Raw genomic sequence first — 19,941 nt, forward strand, 5'->3', positions numbered from 1 at the left:
GTCTTGTTTTTTCTGAGCTTCTTTTAGCTCTTTTTCCATCTTTTTACGTTCCTTTTCGGCTTGTTTTTTAGCTTTTTCAGATTCTATACGCGCTTTTTCAGATTCTTTGATGTTTTTTAGGCGCTCTTTTTCAAGTTTGTCAGCTTGCTTTTGTAATTCTTTAGCTTCAGCAATTTTTTCAGCTTCAGTTTTTTCAATTACAGTATTTTGAAGTCCAGTAGCGACAGTTTTCACAGAGTCTTTCATAACTTCCTGAGCAAATCCGGTAGTGGTTCCTAAGATTGCTAAAAGGGTGATAATTTGTATTTTCATAAGATTCAATTTAACTTTATGATTTAATATCTTTACAAAATTAACAAATATTATACCACGAATGATAACAACACGATTATTTCTTACCGCTAATAAGTTTTTGTTTTTCGGGCTTATGGCTTTAATGGTGATAGGGTGTAAACAGCAATCAAATTCTGATACGCAAGAACAAACCGTTGCAGAGCAGCCTGTTGTTGCATCTGAAGAAGATGTGGAAGAAGTGGTTTCAGGACCTTTTGATTTCTTCCCAACATCAACCACTGGAGCAATTGTTACAAGAGATAGTTATGCTTTTTCCTATTCCGAAGAACACGAGCAATCCGAATGGGTGGCTTACGAATTAGATGCGGATGATTTTTCCAACCGCAATTTTGACCGCCCTTTTTTTATTGAAGACCCTAAAGTAAAAACGCATTCCGCGGATTGGCGTAATTATAAAAATTCAGGTTATGACAAAGGACATTTGTGTCCGGCTGGTGATAGAAAAGCTTCTTATGATAGTTATAAAGAAACTTTTTATACCTCTAACATTTCACCGCAGCGCCATGATTTTAATGAAGGAGTTTGGAATCGTTTGGAACAGAAAACACGTTATTGGGCTCGTAAATATGATGGTTTGTATGTGGTAACCGGTGGCGTTTTAAGTGATAATTTAAAGACGATTGGTAAAGAAGATGTTAGCGTGCCGAATTATTTCTACAAAGTTTTGATGACCAAAGACAAATCGAAGATAATTGGGTTTTTAGTGCCGCACAAAGATTCCGATGCACCATTGTATGATTTTGTAGTCGATGTGGACACTATTGAAAAAATGACGGGAATTGATTTTTATACGAAACTTTCAGACGGCATAGAAACAAAAATGGAACGATCCAACGATTATAAAAGCTGGAGTTTTTAGATTACCATTCATTTACTTTGTTGGCGTCCATCTTGATAAAAATAAATAAAAGGATGGTAAACGCCCACAAACTTGAACCTCCATATGAAAAAAATGGTAGTGGTACTCCAATGGTTGGAAACATTTTAATCAGCATCGCGATGTTTACGAAAAAGTGCATAAACAAATAGGCTACAACGCAATAGCCGTATATCCTGCTGAATTTAGTTTTTTGATTTTCGGCTAATTGTATCAAGCGTAAAAACAATAAAACGAATAAAGTAATGACAACGGTTGCGCCCACAAAGCCCCATTCTTCCCCAACAGTCGTGAAAATATAGTCGGTGTGTTGTTCTGGGACGAAACCGCCTTTGGTTTGTGTGCCTTCAAGATACCCTTTTCCGATCCAGCCTCCCGAACCAATGGCAATCATTGATTGATTAAGATTGTATCCTTCTTTTTTCATATCGACTTCTTCACCGATTAATACGTTGATACGATCTTTCTGATGGGGTTCCAAAACTTGTTCATACACATAATCCACGGAATAAACCATACCGGTCATTCCCAGAAATAGAACACCGTAAATGATTGGATTTCTTGTGATTCTTGTATTGAAGATGAAATGCACAATCATTACCAGAGCCACAAAACCGATAAGAAACACAGGTTTAACAATTAATGCTAAAATGAATAAAGCGGCACTGATAAAACCGGTCCATAAATACCAGCTCGGTAAACCTTCTCGATACAAAACAAATATCAGCGAAAGGAAAATCATGGCACTACCAGCGTCCGGTTGCATTAAAATAAGCAACACCGGGAAACAAAAAACAGCTAATGCTATAAGTTGATGGTTGAATTTTTTCAGATTAATTTGTGTGTCACTTACCACTTTGGCTAAAAGCAAAGCAGTCGCTGTTTTAACAAATTCCGAGGGCTGGAAACCGAATCCTCCAAATTGGTACCAGTTGGTTTGTCCTTTGATGGTTTTTCCGAAGGCAAAAAGTCCTAATAAGGATATGATGCCAAGAATGTAAAAAACAGTGGAATACTTTTCAAAGATTTTGGCGTCCATCGATAAAATGACGAAAATAAGCGGAACAGTTAAAATGATGAACAACATTTGTCGGCCATAAGTTTGGCTGATGTCAAAAATCGAAGTTTCTTCAATGGGTAAAGAAGCAGAATAGATGTTCATCCACCCCATAATAACTAAAATGGTATAGATGATTACAGTAATCCAGTCAATATTGTTAATGACGCTCTGGTTCTTCATTTGGGTTTATCGGTTGATGGTAAAAGGTTGTCCGCTGGTTACTTTCTCGTACTCAAACTGTAAACTTCCTTCTAACATTCTGCGTTCTAAATCTTTACGGGTTATGGTGTCTTTTTTAACGTATTTTTCAATCATTAAACTGGCAATAGGCCCGGCCCAACGGGAACCCCAATAGCCGTTTTCCACCAAAACCGCAATGGCAATTTTAGGATTTTCTCTCGGTGCGAAAGCTACGAAAACGGAGTGATCGGTTAACTGAACACGTTGACCGTTAATTTTGGTAAAGTTTTCAGCAGTACCTGTTTTTCCACAAATTTCTATGCCCTCTACGCGTAAACCAGCTGCAGTTCCGGAGTTGTACACATCAAATAGACCATTAATTACCGGTTTGTAATATTGCTTGTCGATGGTTGTCACGTGTTTAGTCGTGAATTTTTTATCGATTTTATGCCCTTCAATTTTTTTAATGATGTGAGGCGTGTAATAATACCCTTCGTTCGCAATGGTAGCCATCATACTGGCCAACTGCATTGGTGTCATCAAAATTTCTCCCTGTCCAATTGAGTTCGAGATGATTGTTGAACTTTTCCAGCCACCATTCGGATACCAACGATCGTAATATTTGGAAGTAGGAATGTGCCCTTTTCGCCCCGGAGGTAAATCATAACCCATAAAATTTCCTAATCCGAAACTCTGAATATGGTTACTCCAAGCATTAACCCCAAATTTAGGTTTGTTGTATTTGTCAATGGAAAGTTTGAAAACGTTTCCAAAATAAGCGTTGCATGATTTGTAAATTCCAACATTCAAATCGCGGACACCGCTTCCGCAGTGACAGCGCATGAAAGCACCACGGCCATAGGAAAATCCGCCGTGACATAAAAATTGTGTTTTTTCATCAATCACACCTTCTTGCAAACCAACCAACGCGGTAAGAATTTTAAAAGGTGAACCTGGAGGATATTCTGCAAGTAAACCTCTGTCAAACAAAGGCATGGCAATAGAATCGTTGTATAAAGTTGTGTAATTTTTAGAACGCTCACGACCAACCAATAATGCAGGATTGTAGGATGGAGCCGTTACCAAAGCCAGAATTTCGCCCGTTTTGGGTTCGATGGCTACAATTCCGCCGCGTTTGTTCTTCATTAAAGCTTCGCCGTATTTTTGAAGATCAACATCAATGGTTAGCGTGATGTCACTTCCTTGAACGGAAATCGTATCGTATTTTCCTTCTTTATAAGAACCAATATCTTTGTTGAAACGGTCGCGCTGACGGTATTTCACGCCTTTTATACCGCGCAAAATTTCCTCGTAGGTTTGTTCCACGCCCTGCATTCCAATTAAATCGCCGCTTTTGTAATAGGGTTTCTTCTCAATAATGGCTTCATTTACCTGAGTAATGTAACCGAAAATATTCGCACCTACTTCAACCTGATAATCGCGAAGGGAACGTTTTTGGATATAAAAACCATCATATTTTCGGATTTTCTCCTGAAAGGCAGCGTATTCAATTTTGTTTAATTGTGGAAGAAATACTGAAGGCAATCGTGGACTGTATACTTTTGCTTTATCAATTTTCTTTAGAAATTCTTCTTTGGTAATATTTAAAATGGTGCAAAATTCCAACGTGTCGAGATTTTTCATTTCGTTGGGAATGACCATGATATCATACGAAGGCTGATTGGCCACCATCAATTCGCCATTACGGTCGTAAATGTATCCGCGCTCCGGATAATCGTAGACAATTTTAATGGCATTGTTATCGGATTTCTTAATGTACGAATCGTCTAAAATCTGTAAGTAAAAAAGCCGTGCTACAATCAGTACTGTCGTTGCTATGATGATACCTGGTAAAAGAATCTTTCTCATCGTTTGCTTGGCTTAATCAGATAAATGGTTATGATACTAATTAATAACGTAAAAATCGTTGCTAGTAAAGTTCGTAATAATATTTCCCAAAAGAAATTAAAACGGAAGATTTCTAATAAAAATAACACGAAATGATGCAGAACAATAGCAATCAGTAAGAAGGAAAATCGTTCCGGTGAAAGTTTATCGGCAATTTTAACGGTTTGATATTCATAACTGATACCAAAAGAAAATCGGAAGATTGATGGTCGAAAATACGCCAATACCAAACAAGCAGTTGTGTGAACACCACCCGAATTGCAAAACATATCCATTACCAATCCCAAAAAGAAACTAGCCATCAATAATCCGGCTCTGTTCGCATTTACCGGATATAAAATGATAAACAAGATGTACGGCAACGGATTGATGTACCCCAAAAAGTTGACATTGTTAAATATCACCACTTGTAAGGCCAACAAAATAACAAACCGAAAAATATTTAGTATTAGTGTGCTATTCATCCGTTTTGGTTGCTTCTTCTAGTTGCAGAATTTCTTTACGTTTTACGTTTTCAATCACATACACGTGGCCCAAATTGGTCATGTCGTTGAACAGTCGGATTTCGATAGTGTAGTAATTGGTTGTTTTATCAATATAGATTTTATCGATTTTACCGATTGGAATATTTTCCGGGAAGATGACTGAACGTCCTCCTGTCACAATTGTATCGCCTTTGCGAACAGTAGCCAATCTCGGAACGTCAATCAATTGTGCATAACCAACGTTCTTACCATTCCAGATTAAGGAACCAAAATGATTTGACTTTTTGATTTTGGCATTGATTTGTGATTTCACATTCAAGACACTTTGAACCGTAGCAAAGTTTTTCGAGGTGTTTTCAATGATGCCGACAATTCCCAAACTGTTCACAACCCCCATATCCGCTTTGATTCCGTCTTTGGAACCACTGTTGATGGTTAGGTAATTTTCGTGAACGTTAAACGAATTGTTGATGACTTTGGATTGAATTACTTTAATGTCTTCATAACCTGCTGGAATCAACTCAGTTGAGGCGATTATCGTATCCGGTTTGTTGTAAAGTAAACTTTTAAGATAAGCGTTTTCTTTAGCCAGATTGTCATTCTGTGTGCGCAAATTGAAATATTCTTTTACATTGTTCACGCGTTGGTAAACTCCGCCGGTTACATCGTTAGCAGAACTCACAAAACGGCTTCGATGGTACGAATGCGACTGAATCGTTAGCGATAACGATATGGTTAAAAGCAGCAAAAACAGCAATCGGATGCTGTTTTTAAATATAAAATTAATTATTTGCTGCATGTATTATTTCGTTATTTGATAAGAATACTTCTGAATTTTTGTAGGTTTTTCAAGGCCATCCCGGTTCCGCGTACAACTGCTCTTAATGGGTCTTCTGCGATGTAAACCGGTAGGTCAGTTTTTTGGGATATTCGTTTGTCTAATCCTCGTAACATCGAACCTCCACCTGCAAGATAAATACCGGTGTTATAAATATCCGCTGCTAATTCCGGTGGCGTTTGTGATAAGGTCTCCATAACTGCATCTTCAATACGCTGAATCGATTTGTCAAGCGCTTTGGCAATCTCGCGGTAGGAAACGTTTACCTGTTTTGGTTTTCCGGTTAACAAGTCACGTCCTTGTACTTCCATTTCGTCTGGTGGCGTGTCTAAATCTTCGGTAGCGGCACCAATGGCGATTTTAATTTTTTCAGCAGTAGTTTCTCCAACGAAAAGGTTGTGCTGCGTTCTCATGTAGTAAATGATGTCGTTCGTGAAAACGTCCCCGGCAATTTTAACCGATTTGTCACACACGATTCCACCTAAAGCGATAACCGCGATTTCTGTTGTTCCTCCACCGATATCGACAATCATGTTTCCTTTTGGCTGCATGATGTCAACCCCGATACCGATAGCCGCAGCCATCGGTTCGTGGATTAAGTATACTTCTTTTCCGTTTACACGCTCACACGATTCTTTTACCGCACGCATTTCCACTTCGGTAATCCCTGATGGAATACATACAACCATGCGAAGTGCCGGTGTAAACATTTTTTTCTTTAACGCAGGAATACTTTTGATAAACATGCTGATCATCTTTTCCGAAGCATCGAAATCAGCAATAACCCCATCTTTCAAAGGACGAATGGTTTTAATGTTTTCATGGGTTTTACCCTGCATCATGTTCGCTTCCTTACCTACAGCTATGATTTTACCTGTAATACGGTCGCGAGCCACAATCGACGGACTGTCAATTACTACTTTGTCATTATGTATGATTAGTGTATTTGCGGTTCCAAGGTCAATGGCGATGTCCTCGGTCATGAAATCAAAAAATCCCATACTTTTTAAAGGGGTTTTATTCGTTTATAAAAAATCTAGTTAACAAAAATAATAAAATTAATGTTTAAAATGACGAATTCCCGTAAATACCATTGAAACTTTATTTTCGTTGCAATAATTGATACTCAATTCGTCTTTAATTGAACCACCCGGCTGAATAACCGCTGTAATTCCGGCATTTTTTGCCAACTCCACACAATCCGGGAAAGGGAAGAAAGCATCACTTGCCATAACTGCTCCGTTTAAATCAAATCCGAAAGAAGTTGCTTTTTCAACCGCTTGGCGCAAAGCATCAACTCTAGAGGTTTGACCGGTTCCGGAAGCTAACAACTGTCCGTTTTTCGCAAAAACAATCGTGTTGGATTTGGTGTGCTTACAGATTTTTGAAGCAAATAATAAATCGTCTACTTCCTGAGCCGTCGGAGCTGTAGTGGTAACGACTTTTAAATGCTCTTTATTGTCTGTAATATTATCTTTTTCCTGAATTAACAATCCGTTAAGACAAGTACGTACTTGTTTTGTAGGTAATTCCACCTCATTCTGAATTAAGATGATGCGGTTTTTCTTTTCTTCTAAAATAGCAATCGCTTTTTCATCGTAAGCTGGAGCGATAACTACTTCGCAGAATAATTTATTGATTTCTTCCGCAGCCGCTTCATCAATTTTAGCATTCGAAATCAAAACGCCTCCGAATGCCGAAGTCGGGTCGCCAGCCAAAGCATCCAAATACGCTTCTTTAACCGTGTTTCTCGTTGCAAAACCACAAGCATTATTGTGTTTTAGAATAGCGAAAGTTGGATTGGTACCTTTGAACTCATTGATTAAATTTACCGCCGCATCAACATCCAATAAGTTGTTGTATGATAATTCTTTACCGTGTAATTTGGTGAACATTTTATCAAATTCTCCAAAGAAAAATCCTCTTTGGTGCGGGTTTTCACCGTAACGTAAAGTTTGTCCGTCTGCAATGCTCGCTTTGTAAACGGTTTCATCAGTATTAAAATAGTTGAAAATAGCACCATCATAATGAGACGAAACATGGAACGCTTTGGTAGCCAAAAGTTTTCTTTCCTCTAAAGTAGTAGCTCCGTTTCCGTTGGTAATCATTTCCAAAAATAAAGCGTATTCGTTTACCGATGGAACAATCACCGTATCTTTAAAATTCTTTGCCGCTGCACGGATTAATGAAATACCACCGATGTCGATTTTCTCAATGATATCGGCTTCGCTCGCTCCGGAAGCAACCGTTTTTTCAAAAGGATATAAATCTACAATTACTAAATCAATCTGAGGGATTTGGAATTCTTCCATCTGCGCCACATCACTGGCATGATCCTGACGGTTTAAGATTCCACCGAAAATTTTAGGGTGTAAAGTCTTTACTCGTCCACCTAAGATTTCAGGAAAAGAAGTAATGTTTTCTACCGCTACGACAGGAATACCTAAATCTTTAATAAATGTTTCAGTGCCGCCCGTGGAGTAAATTGTTACCTTGTTTTCGTGTAATTTTTTTACGATTGGCTCTAATCCGTCTTTGTCAAATACCGAAATCAGTGCTGATTGAATAGTTTTTGCAGTGTTCATTGTGTTGTTGTTTTTAAAGGTGCAAAAGTAGCTATTGTGTACTTAACAATCAAATGATTATAACATAGTTTTTAGAGTTTTTTTGGAGCGAATGGTTTAGGCTTTTTTGGAAACCATTTTCCCGCTTTTCGCTATATCTTTTATCCGATGACTTCGAGAGCCTCAGTCATCGGATAAAAGGATGTCACTACAATCGGGGCTAAAGGAATATTTGTCTTGAATTTCTGTAACATTTTGAGTATTTTTCACACTCATTTACAAGCGCCATTATTTTGGCTTAAACACCCGATTCATGAGTCAGCAAAACACACCGTTATTATACGTTCGTCTTTTAAAAGAAAGTTTAGGCTTTGCGCTGAATGCGTTGCGCAACAATAAATTGCGTACGTTGTTGTCGTTGTTGGGCGTTACCATCGGGATTTTTTCCATCATTGCTGTTTTGGCCGCCGTAGATTCCATGGACCGAAAAATCAAGAGCGATTTGAGCGGTTTGGACAAAAACACGGTCTATTTGATGAAATTTTCATTTGCTCCAACCGACATTCCACAATGGAAAATCGGTCAGTTTCCAAATGTGAAATACGATGAATTTCTGTTTCTGAAGCGCAATATGAGTGATTTGGAAAATATTGGGTATATGTATTTCACCAAAAGAGAAAATATCAAATATGAAAAAGAAACCGCCAGCGGTATAGAAGTGGTACCTTGTACTGATGAAACGGAGAAAATCGATGCAGTAAAAATTGCAGACGGGCGTTTTTTCAGTGAAGCCGAATCCAATGCTGGTTCTTCGGTAATCGTTATTGGTTATGAAGTGGCACAAACCTTATTTGGAAGTCTTAACGCGGTTGGTAAAGAAGTGCGGCTGTATGGGCAACGTTTTCAGGTAATTGGTGTTATGGAAAAGCAAGGGGAAACAGTTTTCGGCAGTAACGATACGCGTGCCTATTTTCCAGCTAATTTTGTACGTCGTCTGTATGGTGATAATACCGACTTTCTAACGCCGGTTATTACTTTAAAGCCTGAAAAAGGAGTCGATATGGATGAATTTAAGGGAGAATTGGCTCAAAAAATCCGCAGTTTCAGAGGGATGAAAATCAGTGAACCGGATAATTTCTTCATCAACGTACTTTCAGGTTTTACCGATGCGGTAGATAATATTGTAGGTCAAATGAACGGAATCGGTTGGGCAATTAGTGGATTTTCACTTTTAGTAGGCGGTTTCGGAATTGCAAATATTATGTTCGTTTCGGTTAAAGAACGTACCAATTTGATTGGTATTCAAAAAGCGTTGGGTGCTAAAAACCGTTTTATCTTATTCCAGTTTTTGTTTGAAGCTATTATTCTTTCCGTTATTGGCGGAGCAGTTGGAATGTTTTTGGTGTGGATAATCGCCATGATTTTAACCAAAGCGCTCGATTTTGAATTCGTTCTAGGGTTCTCTAATATTATGTTAGGAACTTCTCTGGCAGCTTTTATTGGCTTGGTTTCAGGAATTATTCCGGCGATTTCGGCTTCTAAATTGGATCCGGTTGAGGCGATTCGCAGTGGGATGTAAAATTTCTTATTCAAATAAAAAAAATCCCGAGAAATTTTCTCGGGATTTTTCTTTTTATCGAATTGATTGATTTAAAACCAAGTCTAAATATAGATTTACTTTGTCTTTTAATTCTTTACGCGGCGTAATGAAATCCAAGAAACCGTGTTCTAATAAAAATTCTGAGGTTTGGAAACCTTCCGGTAAATCTTTACCAGTAGTGTCTTTTACAACACGCGGTCCGGCAAACCCGATTAAGGCTCCAGGTTCTGCAATATTGATATCACCTAACATCGCATATGAAGCTGTAGTTCCACCTGTTGTTGGATCTGTACATAACGAAATGTAAGGGATTTTAGCTTCAGCCAACTGAGCCAATTTCGCCGAAGTTTTAGCTAACTGCATCAACGACATCGCTGCTTCCATCATACGCGCTCCTCCTGATTTGGAAATCATCAGGAACGGAATTTTATTTTTGATGGAATAATCGATACCACGAGCAATTTTTTCACCAACTACAGCACCCATCGATCCGCCAATAAAAGCAAAATCCATACAGCAAACAACTAAGTCTTTGCCTTTAGACTTTCCAACCGCCGTACGAACTGCATCTTTCAATTTGGTTTTGTCCATCGCTTCTTTTAAACGATCGCTGTATTTTTTAGTATCGACGAATTTTAAAGTGTCTTTTGAGGTGATATTCGCGTCTAATTCTTTGAATTCATTGTTGTCGAATAAAATCTCAAAGTATTCTTTACTTCCGATACGAACGTGGAAACCATCTTCTGGACTTACCCAAAGATTCTTTGCTAATTCTTCAGCATCGACAATTTTTCCGGTTGGCGATTTGTACCAAAGTCCTTTTGGGACGTCTTTTTTATCTTCAGTTGCGGTTTGTATCCCTTTTTCTGTTCTTTTAAACCAAGCCATAATTAATATTAGTATTGTTTGTGATTTGTGTTTGTGGTGGGTTTAAAAAGTTAAACGATAAACGACAAACGGACAATCTAATTTATAAAGTATTAACGTTATTTAAATCGGCAAAAGCCTGTTCTAATCTTTTGTTGAACGTAATTTCACCTTCGCGAACCCATTTTCTTGGGTCGTAATGTTTTTTGTTCGGAGAATCGGCTCCTTCCGGACTTCCGATTTGAGTTCTCAAATAATCAATTTTAGAAGTCATATAATCACGAACGCCTTCGGTAAAAGCAAATTGTAAATCAGTATCGATATTCATTTTGATTACACCGTATGAAATCGCTTCACGAATTTCTTCTAAAGTAGAACCAGAACCTCCATGGAAAACGAAATCTACCGGATTATGACCTGTTCCAAATTTTTGTTGAACGTATTCCTGAGAATTTTTAAGAATCACCGGAGTCAATTTTACATTACCCGGTTTGTAAACTCCGTGAACATTTCCGAAAGCCGCAGCCACAGTAAATCTTGGGCTAACTTTCATCAGCTCCTCGTAAGCGTAAGCTACTTCGTCCGGTTGCGTATATAATTTTGAGCTGTCTACGTCAGAATTGTCTACACCGTCTTCTTCACCACCTGTAATACCTAGTTCGATTTCTAGAGTCATGCCCATTTTGCTCATTCTTTCCAAATACTTTTTAGAAAGTTCGATGTTTTCTTCAATCGGTTCTTCCGACAAATCAATCATGTGGGAACTGTACAATGGTTTTCCGGTTTGTTTGAAATGCTCTTCGCTGGCATCCAATAAGCCGTCAATCCAAGGTAATAGATTTTTGGCACAATGATCTGTGTGTAAAATTACAGTAGCACCATAAGCTTCCGCTAAAGTGTGGATGTGTTTTGCTCCGGCAACTGCTCCTAAAATAGCCGATTTTTGACCGTCATTCGACAAGCCTTTCCCAGCATTAAACGAAGCGCCACCATTTGAAAATTGTATGATAACAGGCGCATTCAATTTCGCAGCAGTTTCTAAAACACCATTAATGGTATTTGAACCCGTTACATTTACAGCGGGTAAAGCAAAACCTTTTTCTTTTGCGTATCTGAAAATTTCCTGAACCTGATCTCCGGTAGCAACTCCCGGTTTAATATTGTGAGCCATTGTGTTGTGAATTTATATAGTTGACAAAAATAAGCATTTCTGAAGTTAGAACGGATAATTAATACCAATATTTATAACCGCCTTGTCGAATCGAGTGTCTTTGAACCAGCGACGGCTTTGCTCGTAAGCGGGGTTGTAGGTTTTGAAACCTAAATCGGTACGGAAAATAAAGAAATTAAAGTCGTATCGAATACCAAGTCCGGTTCCTAAAGCAATATCTTTTAAAGATTCTATGCCGTTGAAGGTAAAACGTTCGTCATCCACATTGTCAAAAACATTCCAGATGTTTCCGGCGTCGGCGAAGAAAGCACCATTCCATTTTCCCACGATGTTAAAACGGTATTCAGTGCTGAAGGCAATTTTCATATTCGCTTCGTTGAAATCATTGGTTCCGCCGCTGCGTCCCGGACCTAAATCATACGATTGCCAAGCGCGATTGTCGTTGGAACCTCCGCCAAAATAACTTCGCGAGAACGGAATGTTGTCTGAATTGCCATAAGGAATCGCAATACCAAAGAAACTGCGCATCGCAACGACAGATTTCTTTCCAAAATCCCAGTGTTTGATGAAGTCCAACTCGGTTTTGATGTATTGTGAATATTCTACATCTAAAAAGGTACGATTACCATTGGCGTTTAGTTCTTCGTTTTTCAATCGGGAGATTAAAGAAAGTACATTCCCGGCCGATTCCAATTTGGTTTTGAAAATGGAAAAACTATTGTCCAGAAAATCCGTTTTGGTGGATTTGGTATAAGTGAAACTAGAAGCGAAAATCAGGTTGTTTTCGGTTAATCGGCTTCTTCGTTCTTCGATACTTTTTACAGTACTGAATTCGTTGTCGCTTGGGTCTAAAGCAGTGTTGCCATTTAAAACCTCTCCAATAAAATTATTAGCGCCACCTTCCGGTATGGTAAGGTTTCCGTTGGAATCCACGTTGGACGGATTGGTGTTGTAGGTTTGTGCGATACTGTTTAATGTGTTATACGATGATTCGTAAACGCTGAAGTAATTGCCCGGATTCAGATTTCGAACATACTGAACGTTGAACAAATCCAAACGTGCAGAGTTATTTTTCTTCGGCAACCAGTTATAGCTCAGCATTCCGGTGAAGTTTTCCTTGTCCAAACCGATGTTTTTTTGTCGGGAAATACCAAAACTGACCAAAGTGCTTGGGAACATGATTTTCGGGATAATCCGTTCGGTATTGATGGGGAAAAATATTCTCGGGAAAGTGAGTTTTACATCGGCTCCATATTCGGAAATGTTGAAAAACACATCGTTAGGATTCGCCAAATCTTTGGAAGCACCAATATTGCCTCGGGTTGAGATTTCCAAAACTTCTGCACCTCTAAAAATGTTTCGGATGGAAAGCCCCATACTTCCGGCAATTCCAAAATCCTGAATGTTGGAATGCATGAAATCTGCCGAAACGTTAAAGTTGAATTTCTTCCTCGGAATCAGGTAAATATTGGTAATCAGTGAATTTCCGGTAGAATCTCTTTTGTCCTCGATATACTCAATTGACGGATAATTAAAAACCCTTAGGTTGCTGACAGCTCGTGAAGTCAACAAACGTCTGGTGTCACTGAATTTGCTGCCTTTGGTGATAAAAACCGCATCGGCTAAAGCTTTTGGACGGTAATTCAGCTTGTCGGAACTGTAAATATTGAAGTCTTTATAGCTGGCGCTGTCGGCAACAGTTTCTTTTCCTTTTCGGGATGTGTTGTCAGTGAAAATGTTAACCTCACTAATAGTATAGAGTTTGAATGGCTGTTTGATTAACGAATCTCCTTTTTTTATCGTTTGATTCTCAATGATAACATCAACGTTAGCTTTGTAGTTGTTGGTTAGCGTATCGACATCGTAAGTAATGTACGTTTCCTGAAAACGATAAGCTCCATTATTTCTGAAATACGACGAAATGCGTTTGCGTTCGTTGGCAAAATCTTTGGAATCGTATTGTTTGCCCGACTGTAAAAGCGAAGCGCTTTTTATTTTTTGGTAAAGCGAATCTAAGGCCGGAGTTTCAATGGTGGATGTAATCGTATCCAGCATATAGGGTTTTCCGGTGATGATGGAATATTTTACCGTACCGCGTTTGTTTGCTAATGTGTCAATTTGATAATCAACTTTCGTTTTAAAATAGCCTTTGTTGAAATAATAAGCTAGAAAGCGGTTTTTAGTCTTTTTAGTTTTAGATTCGTCAATTATAACAGGTGCTTCCCCATTTTTTTTCAGAATATTACTGAAACCTGAAACGAAAAAAGATTTGCCTAAACGCTGTACTTGTTTTTCGGATAAAAATTTAGCCAGGTTTTCATGACGGTTCGGTTTTTTGGCTAACCAAGCCTGATAGGTAGAATCCGGATTCGGTTTGGCCATGTTGTACAAATGCAAACGTAACGGAACGCCCCAAATAAGAGTGCTGTTCGGTTTTTGGTACAACTGATTAACAAGTACTTCGTCTTTTTGCTTTTCGTCGTTAACAACAATATCCGCTTTGGTTAAAAGATGTTTGCCTTCCGGTACTCTTTTTACCAGAGAGCAGGAATAAAAAAATGCACCTAAAAGAAATAATAGTGCTATTTTTGGATAAAATTTTTTCAAATCGATACTAAAAGTAGGTCAAAAATACGTTTTTTTATGCTTAGTAAAAACCAAATCAAATTAATAACGAGTTTACAGCAAAAAAAGTTTCGCAAGCAACACGGATTGTTTTTGGCCGAAGGCATAAAGGTAATACAGGAATTGCTGAATTCCAATTTTGAATTGCAGCAATTGTACGTTACGGATGACATACTCAAAAATGTTGCCAAAGATAAAAGAGAAGTAATTTCTGATACAGATTTAAAAAAAATCACCGCTTTAAGTACGCCAAATAATTGTCTTGCGCTGTTTGCAATTCCTGAGGAAAAGCCTATTGATGTTAAAGGTTTAATAGTTGCTTTGGACGATATTCGCGATCCAGGGAATTTAGGGACTATTTTACGAATGTGTGATTGGTTTGGAATCAAGAATTTGGTTTGCTCCAAAGAAACGGTAGATATTTACAATCCGAAAGTGATTCAGGCGACGATGGGTTCAATCGCTCGTGTGAATACAATTTATACCGATTTAGTAGATTTTATTAAGACTACCGATTTGCCAGTTTTCGGAACCTTTATGAACGGAAAAAATATTTACCAATCCGATTTGCCTTCAGAAGGAATCATTGTTATGGGTAACGAAGCCAACGGGATTTCTAAAGAAGTTGAAGCTGTTTGTTCCCACCGTATTTCGATTCCGAGATTTGGCGATTTGCAACAAACGGAAAGTCTGAACGTTGCCACCGCTACGGCTATTGTTTTAAGTGAATTCCGAAGAAATTAGTGGAAAGCAAAATTGATGAAAATACCACGTGTTTTCATTGATTCTACATTTCCGGTCCAAGGGCTGTCGGGATTGTTGTCTCGGATTAACTCATCATTAATACCGAAAACACCACGGATGGACGGTGAAAATTTGAAATATTCAAAGTATAAATCAATTCCGAAACCTACTTCATAATTGGCGGTCATTTTCTTCATGCGCCAGCGTTCGTTGTAGTTGTCGTCTTTTGCTTTAGAATTACTTCCCAAATTCATCGATTGCGAAACACCACCGATTAAGTACGGACGAATGTTGCCGATACGTTTTGAAGAAAATTTCAACAATAAAGGAAAGTTGATGTAAGTCGATTTTACTTCTCTCTTTCGGTCAAATTCATCTGCGATATTCGGGTAAATCAGGTTGCGTTGTGCATAGTATAAACCGGGTTCGAAACGCAAATCCAGGTGCTCCATGATACGTAAATTTCCGATTAAACCTACGTTGAAGCCTGTTGTGGATTGTACTTCAATGTCTTTATCCACATTTGTATAATCGAATTTGAAGTCATAGGAATTGAATCCTAAGTAATAGCCCCAATGCACTCGTTGTTTGTCGAAATTTTCTAAATTGATGATTGGGTCTTTTCCAAACATACCCAATCCTTTCTGAGCAAAACTACTCAGTGTTGTGATTAAGGCGAATACGATAAAAATGTTTCTCATACTATTTTTTTGAAGCCGAATAAATGGTTGCTACTCCAAAGGTTTGAGGCAAATGCTGTACCTCTATAAACCCAACTTTTCGCAAAATATTGTTTAGGGCTTCTCCGTACGGAAAATGCGACGCGGATTCAGATAAGTAGGAATAGGCTACTTTGTCTTTAGAAAACAAGCGGCCAATCAGCGGAAGCATGTATTTGGTATAAATGGAATATCCTTGTTTAAAAGGAAATTGAGTAGGGACTGAAGTTTCCAAAATTACAAAACGACCATTTGGTTTTAGAACGCGTAAGATTTCAGAAAAGCCCAATTCCAGATTTTCAAAGTTGCGAACCCCGAAGCCAACGGTAATAGCGTCAAAATAATTGTCCTCAAAAGGAATTTTTTCAGAATCACCCAGAACCATTTCGATGCGGTTATCCAATTTTCTTTCGGCTATTTTCTTTTTTCCTACTTCCAGCATACCGGCAGAAATGTCCAATCCGATAATTTTTTCAGCTTTAGTGGATGCCATTAAGATAGCAAGGTCACCCGTTCCGGTTGCAATGTCTAAAATCGTTGATGGATTCTTATCGGCTACCAATTGTAAAACTTTTTTACGCCATTTCACATCAATACCAAAAGAAATCACGCGATTTAGTCCGTCGTAATTTCCAGAAATGGTGTCAAACATTTGCGTTACTTGTTCTTTTTTGCCAAGATTGGAGTCTTTATATGGTGTGATGTTGCCGTTCATCGATTTTATTTATTTGTACAAAGATAATAGAAACTTTGTCATAAAATAGTTTGTACATTTAATTCTCAAGTTAAGATGTTCTTATTGAATTAAAGGTTTTACAGGTATCATATCACTAAATTTAGTGATATTAAAATACTAGATTTTGGCGATTGTTTGGAGTTGTTTTTTTAAGCAATTTTACATAGAAGTTACAAACACGCTGAAGATGTTGTCAAAACTTTTACTATCGGAATTGAAATGGGTATTACTGGCACTAGTAATCTCATTAGTTCTTGTGGAAAGTGTCAACAGCAGCTTCTTGGCTGAAACTGCTGGTTCAGGGGTGCCGCAAACGTTCTTTGGGTTAAATTTGTTTTTGGAAATTTTAGTTTTTTTTGTCTTTAGTACTTTTGTGGTATTTGGTATTAAAGGCTTTTTTGAGATGTATTCTCACAAATTCGCTAATACAGTAATATTCATTTCTGGATTGTTATTAGTAATAGTGATATTTATTTTATGTTTTCAGGTACTTTCCCTTGAGTAATCCGTTAGTTTGATACATTTTTAGTTTGTTAGTAAGACATCCCGGTGACAACTTGTTATCGGGATGTTTTTATTTACGGATGTAAGTAAGAAAAGAAAAAGAGAATTGATGTTTTTCGTCTTTCGGATGATGGTTTTCGGAGACCAATTCCCAGTCTTTATCATTGATTTCCGGAAAAAATGTATCGGCATCAAATTCTGCATGAACTCTAGTCAGTTCAATTTTATCAGCTATTTCAATCGCTTGTTTATAGATTTCTCCACCGCCGATAACAAAAACAGCCTCGTTTTCCGGGCAAACCGCAATCGCTTTTTTTAGAGAGCTCACAACAATGCAGTCTTCCGGGGCGTCATAATCTTTTTGTCGGGTAATGATAACATGAGTTCGGTTGGGAAGCGGTTTCGGAAAACTCTCAAACGTTTTTCTTCCCATAATAATGTAGTGACCGGAAGTAATTTGCTTAAAGTGTTTGAAATCATCCGGTAAATGCCAAAGCAAATCATTGTCTTTGCCAATGGCATTGTTTTCAGCAGCAGCTGCAATTAGGGTAAGCATTAGTTGGTAATGTTATTTTTCTGATTGAAATCTTTCTCGATTTGTTCCAGTTTACGTTCCTGTTTTAGAATGAGTTTGTCAATTTGCGCACGTTCCCATTTTTTATTCATAAAACTATCGGTGATAAAGACGCGGATAAAGTGTAGGATGAAGATAAAACCCCAAATCGCAATTCCCCATTTATACCAATCGGTTTCGGGTTTAACGTTTAGGAATTTGTTGGCAACCACCATAAAGATGCTGCCTACAAAAAACAAAACGAAATGAAAGTACAAGTGCTTTTTCTGACGCAAACGACGTCTGGCATATTCGTATAATTCGTGTTGGTTGTTTTCCATAAACTGAATTTTGACAGAATTAATTAAAGATACTGAAATGAATTACACGGCAACCTGTCCTTTAATATGCGGATGCGGTTCATAATCCATTAAGGTGAAATCATCAAAAGTGAAATCGAAAATATTTTTTACGTCCGGATTTAAAATCATTTTTGGAAGCGGTTTCGGATCACGGCTTAATTGTAATTCCAGCTGTTCCATATGGTTGTTGTAGATGTGAGCATCGCCAAACGTATGGATGAAATCTCCCGGTTGTAAATCACAAACCTGAGCAACCATCATGGTGAATAATGCATACGATGCAATGTTGAACGGAACGCCTAAGAAAATATCGGCGCTTCTTTGGTACAATTGACAAGATAATTTTCCATCGGCAACATAGAATTGGAAAAAAGCATGGCATGGAGGCAACGCTGCTTTTCCGTTGGCGACATTTTCTGCAAATGATTTTTTATCGTCCGGCAAAACGGATGGATTCCAAGCAGAAACTAACATTCTTCGGCTGTTTGGATTTCGTTTCAAGGTTTCGATTAATTCGGTAATCTGGTCGATTTCTTCACTGTTCCAATTTCTCCACTGATGGCCGTAAACTGGGCCTAAATCGCCGTTTTCATCTGCCCATTCGTCCCAAATTCTAACGCCGTTTTCTTTTAAATAATCGATATTGGTGTCGCCTTTTAAAAACCAAAGCAATTCGTAAATGATAGATTTTAAATGCAGTTTTTTGGTGGTTACCATCGGAAAACCTTCGCTTAAGTCAAAACGCATCTGGTAGCCGAAAACGCTTTTGGTTCCGGTTCCGGTGCGGTCGCCTTTTTGGTTTCCGTTTTCTAAAACATGCTTTACTAAATCGAGATACTGCTTCATTTTGCGGTTGTTTTGAGAATTTATTGCTAGCTGCAATTTAGGGATTTTATTGAAAAAAATGTGGAGATTTTGAGTTGTTTTCAGTCAAGTTATTGACAATAAAAAACCGCTTCTTTTGGGAAACGGTTTTGATTTATTTTTGAGCACTAACTTTCTCTTTTTGAAATTTCATCACGAATTTTAGCCGCTTTTTCATAATCTTCGTTTTGTACGGCAGATTCCAAAAGTTCGTATAATTCAGCCAAGGTGTATTGGGTGTAAGATTCTCCGGTTACTTCTTCTTCGCCAACCAAACCAAAGGTTTCTGGGCTTGTTAACGGATCGTCGCTTTCTTCAGGGTTTGTGCCTTCCTCCGGATTGATTTTTAGGTAGATTCCGGCTTTGTCTAAAATGTTTTTGTAGGTAAAAATCGGTGCGTTGAAACGTAAAGCTAGAGCAATTGCGTCTGATGTTCTTGCGTCTATAATTTCTTCGATTCGGTCTCTTTCACAAATGATGCTCGAAAAGAACACGCCATCCACTAATTTGTGAATGATTACCTGCTTAACCACGATATCGAAACGGTCTGCAAAATTTTTAAACAAATCGTGTGTTAACGGTCTTGGCGGACGAATTTCTTTTTCCAAAGCAATTGCAATAGACTGGGCTTCGAAAGCGCCAATTACAATCGGAAGTTTGCGTTCGCCATCCACTTCATTTAAAATCAAAGCGTAGGCACCGTTTTGGGTTTGGCTGTAGGATATTCCTTTTATCGTAAGTTTTACTAAGCTCATAGGTGTGTAAAAAACAAAGGCTGTCTAAACAAAGATACAAACTATCTCCAATTCAGACAGCCCTTTTATAGGCACAAATTAACTAAAAATATTAATGCTGTGCCGCTTTAAAAGCTTTTAATTTTTCAATTAAGGCAGGAACGATTTGGAAAGCGTCTCCTACAACTCCGTAATC

18 protein-coding genes and 1 pseudogene are annotated in these 19,941 nt (G+C 38.1%); 3 read left to right on the top strand and 16 right to left on the bottom strand.

What is annotated here, in order from left to right; all coding sequences use genetic code 11:
• Positions 1 to 321 (bottom strand): annotated as a pseudogene (locus RUH60_RS10240) (hypothetical protein); the annotation flags it as partial.
• Positions 322 to 373: 52 nt separating this feature from the next.
• On the opposite strand from RUH60_RS10240, the gene RUH60_RS10245 reads away from it, so the two are divergent.
• Complete coding sequence (locus RUH60_RS10245) at positions 374 to 1,213, top strand: DNA/RNA non-specific endonuclease (RefSeq protein ID WP_313808003.1); 840 nt, start codon at positions 374 to 376, stop codon at positions 1,211 to 1,213.
• A gap of 1 nt (position 1,214) precedes the next feature.
• Here RUH60_RS10245 and rodA read toward each other — a convergent pair whose 3' ends face one another.
• Genes rodA through purH form a run of 6 tightly spaced genes read right to left on the bottom strand, consistent with a single transcriptional unit; the run spans position 1,215 to position 8,287 of the window.
• A complete protein-coding gene (rodA, locus tag RUH60_RS10250; protein WP_313808005.1) occupies positions 1,215 to 2,471 on the bottom strand; it encodes a rod shape-determining protein RodA in 1,257 nt (418 codons plus the stop codon).
• A gap of 6 nt (positions 2,472 to 2,477) precedes the next feature.
• Positions 2,478 to 4,340, bottom strand: coding sequence for a penicillin-binding protein 2 (gene mrdA / locus RUH60_RS10255; protein ID WP_313808007.1), 1,863 nt, complete (start codon positions 4,338 to 4,340; stop codon positions 2,478 to 2,480).
• Complete coding sequence (locus tag RUH60_RS10260) at positions 4,337 to 4,843, bottom strand: rod shape-determining protein MreD (protein WP_313808009.1); 507 nt, start codon at positions 4,841 to 4,843, stop codon at positions 4,337 to 4,339. The genes mrdA and RUH60_RS10260 overlap by 4 nt, the downstream gene beginning before the upstream one ends.
• The gene (mreC, locus tag RUH60_RS10265) at positions 4,836 to 5,663 is read right to left on the bottom strand and encodes a rod shape-determining protein MreC (RefSeq protein WP_313808011.1); all 828 of its coding nucleotides are present in this window, start codon (positions 5,661 to 5,663) and stop codon (positions 4,836 to 4,838) included. Before mreC ends, RUH60_RS10260 begins: the two co-directional genes overlap by 8 nt.
• Before the next feature lie 11 nt (positions 5,664 to 5,674).
• On the bottom strand, positions 5,675 to 6,703 hold the full coding sequence (locus RUH60_RS10270) for a rod shape-determining protein (protein WP_023569285.1): 1,029 nt from the start codon (positions 6,701 to 6,703) through the stop codon (positions 5,675 to 5,677).
• Positions 6,704 to 6,760: 57 nt separating this feature from the next.
• Positions 6,761 to 8,287: a bifunctional phosphoribosylaminoimidazolecarboxamide formyltransferase/IMP cyclohydrolase gene (gene purH, locus RUH60_RS10275; protein WP_313808015.1), complete on the bottom strand. Its 1,527-nt coding sequence runs from the start codon at positions 8,285 to 8,287 to the stop codon at positions 6,761 to 6,763.
• 292 nt (positions 8,288 to 8,579) lie between these two features.
• Here purH and RUH60_RS10280 point away from each other — a divergent pair, with 292 nt between their 5' ends.
• Positions 8,580 to 9,845 carry an ABC transporter permease gene (locus RUH60_RS10280; RefSeq protein ID WP_313808017.1) on the top strand — a complete coding sequence of 422 codons (1,266 nt, stop codon included), beginning with the start codon at positions 8,580 to 8,582 and terminating at the stop codon, positions 9,843 to 9,845.
• Positions 9,846 to 9,899: 54 nt separating this feature from the next.
• Here RUH60_RS10280 and accD read toward each other — a convergent pair whose 3' ends face one another.
• The 3 genes from accD to RUH60_RS10295 form a co-directional block, all read right to left on the bottom strand.
• On the bottom strand, positions 9,900 to 10,754 hold the full coding sequence (accD, locus tag RUH60_RS10285; RefSeq protein ID WP_313808019.1) for an acetyl-CoA carboxylase, carboxyltransferase subunit beta: 855 nt from the start codon (positions 10,752 to 10,754) through the stop codon (positions 9,900 to 9,902).
• An 82-nt stretch (positions 10,755 to 10,836) separates the two neighbouring features.
• Complete coding sequence (fbaA, locus tag RUH60_RS10290) at positions 10,837 to 11,904, bottom strand: class II fructose-bisphosphate aldolase (RefSeq protein WP_313808021.1); 1,068 nt, start codon at positions 11,902 to 11,904, stop codon at positions 10,837 to 10,839.
• Between the two features lie 45 nt (positions 11,905 to 11,949).
• Positions 11,950 to 14,511 (bottom strand): BamA/TamA family outer membrane protein, encoded by a 2,562-nt coding sequence (locus tag RUH60_RS10295; RefSeq protein WP_313808023.1) that lies wholly within the window; start codon positions 14,509 to 14,511, stop codon positions 11,950 to 11,952.
• Between the two features lie 36 nt (positions 14,512 to 14,547).
• On the opposite strand from RUH60_RS10295, the gene RUH60_RS10300 reads away from it, so the two are divergent.
• Positions 14,548 to 15,273 carry an RNA methyltransferase gene (locus RUH60_RS10300; protein WP_313808025.1) on the top strand — a complete coding sequence of 242 codons (726 nt, stop codon included), beginning with the start codon at positions 14,548 to 14,550 and terminating at the stop codon, positions 15,271 to 15,273.
• Here RUH60_RS10300 and RUH60_RS10305 read toward each other — a convergent pair.
• From RUH60_RS10305 to RUH60_RS10330, 6 genes are all read right to left on the bottom strand, one after another.
• Positions 15,270 to 15,974: a porin family protein gene (locus RUH60_RS10305; RefSeq protein WP_313808027.1), complete on the bottom strand. Its 705-nt coding sequence runs from the start codon at positions 15,972 to 15,974 to the stop codon at positions 15,270 to 15,272. The two genes, RUH60_RS10300 and RUH60_RS10305, sit on opposite strands and share 4 nt — an antisense overlap.
• Position 15,975: 1 nt before the next feature.
• Positions 15,976 to 16,707, bottom strand: a complete 732-nt coding sequence (gene ubiE / locus RUH60_RS10310; RefSeq protein ID WP_313808029.1) for a bifunctional demethylmenaquinone methyltransferase/2-methoxy-6-polyprenyl-1,4-benzoquinol methylase UbiE — start codon at positions 16,705 to 16,707, stop codon at positions 15,976 to 15,978.
• A gap of 595 nt (positions 16,708 to 17,302) precedes the next feature.
• Positions 17,303 to 17,788: a dihydrofolate reductase gene (locus RUH60_RS10315; RefSeq protein ID WP_313808031.1), complete on the bottom strand. Its 486-nt coding sequence runs from the start codon at positions 17,786 to 17,788 to the stop codon at positions 17,303 to 17,305.
• A complete protein-coding gene (locus RUH60_RS10320) occupies positions 17,788 to 18,126 on the bottom strand; it encodes a 2TM domain-containing protein (RefSeq protein WP_313808032.1) in 339 nt (112 codons plus the stop codon). Before RUH60_RS10320 ends, RUH60_RS10315 begins: the two co-directional genes overlap by 1 nt.
• Positions 18,127 to 18,168: 42 nt before the next feature.
• Positions 18,169 to 18,993, bottom strand: a complete 825-nt coding sequence (locus RUH60_RS10325; RefSeq protein WP_313808033.1) for a thymidylate synthase — start codon at positions 18,991 to 18,993, stop codon at positions 18,169 to 18,171.
• Positions 18,994 to 19,139: 146 nt separating this feature from the next.
• A complete protein-coding gene (locus RUH60_RS10330) occupies positions 19,140 to 19,766 on the bottom strand; it encodes a bifunctional nuclease family protein (RefSeq protein WP_313808034.1) in 627 nt (208 codons plus the stop codon).
• Positions 19,767 to 19,941 lie beyond the last annotated feature (175 nt).

Source organism: Flavobacterium sp. (assembly GCF_032153895.1).
In the GTDB taxonomy this organism is placed as follows: Bacteria; Bacteroidota; Bacteroidia; order Flavobacteriales; family Flavobacteriaceae; genus Flavobacterium.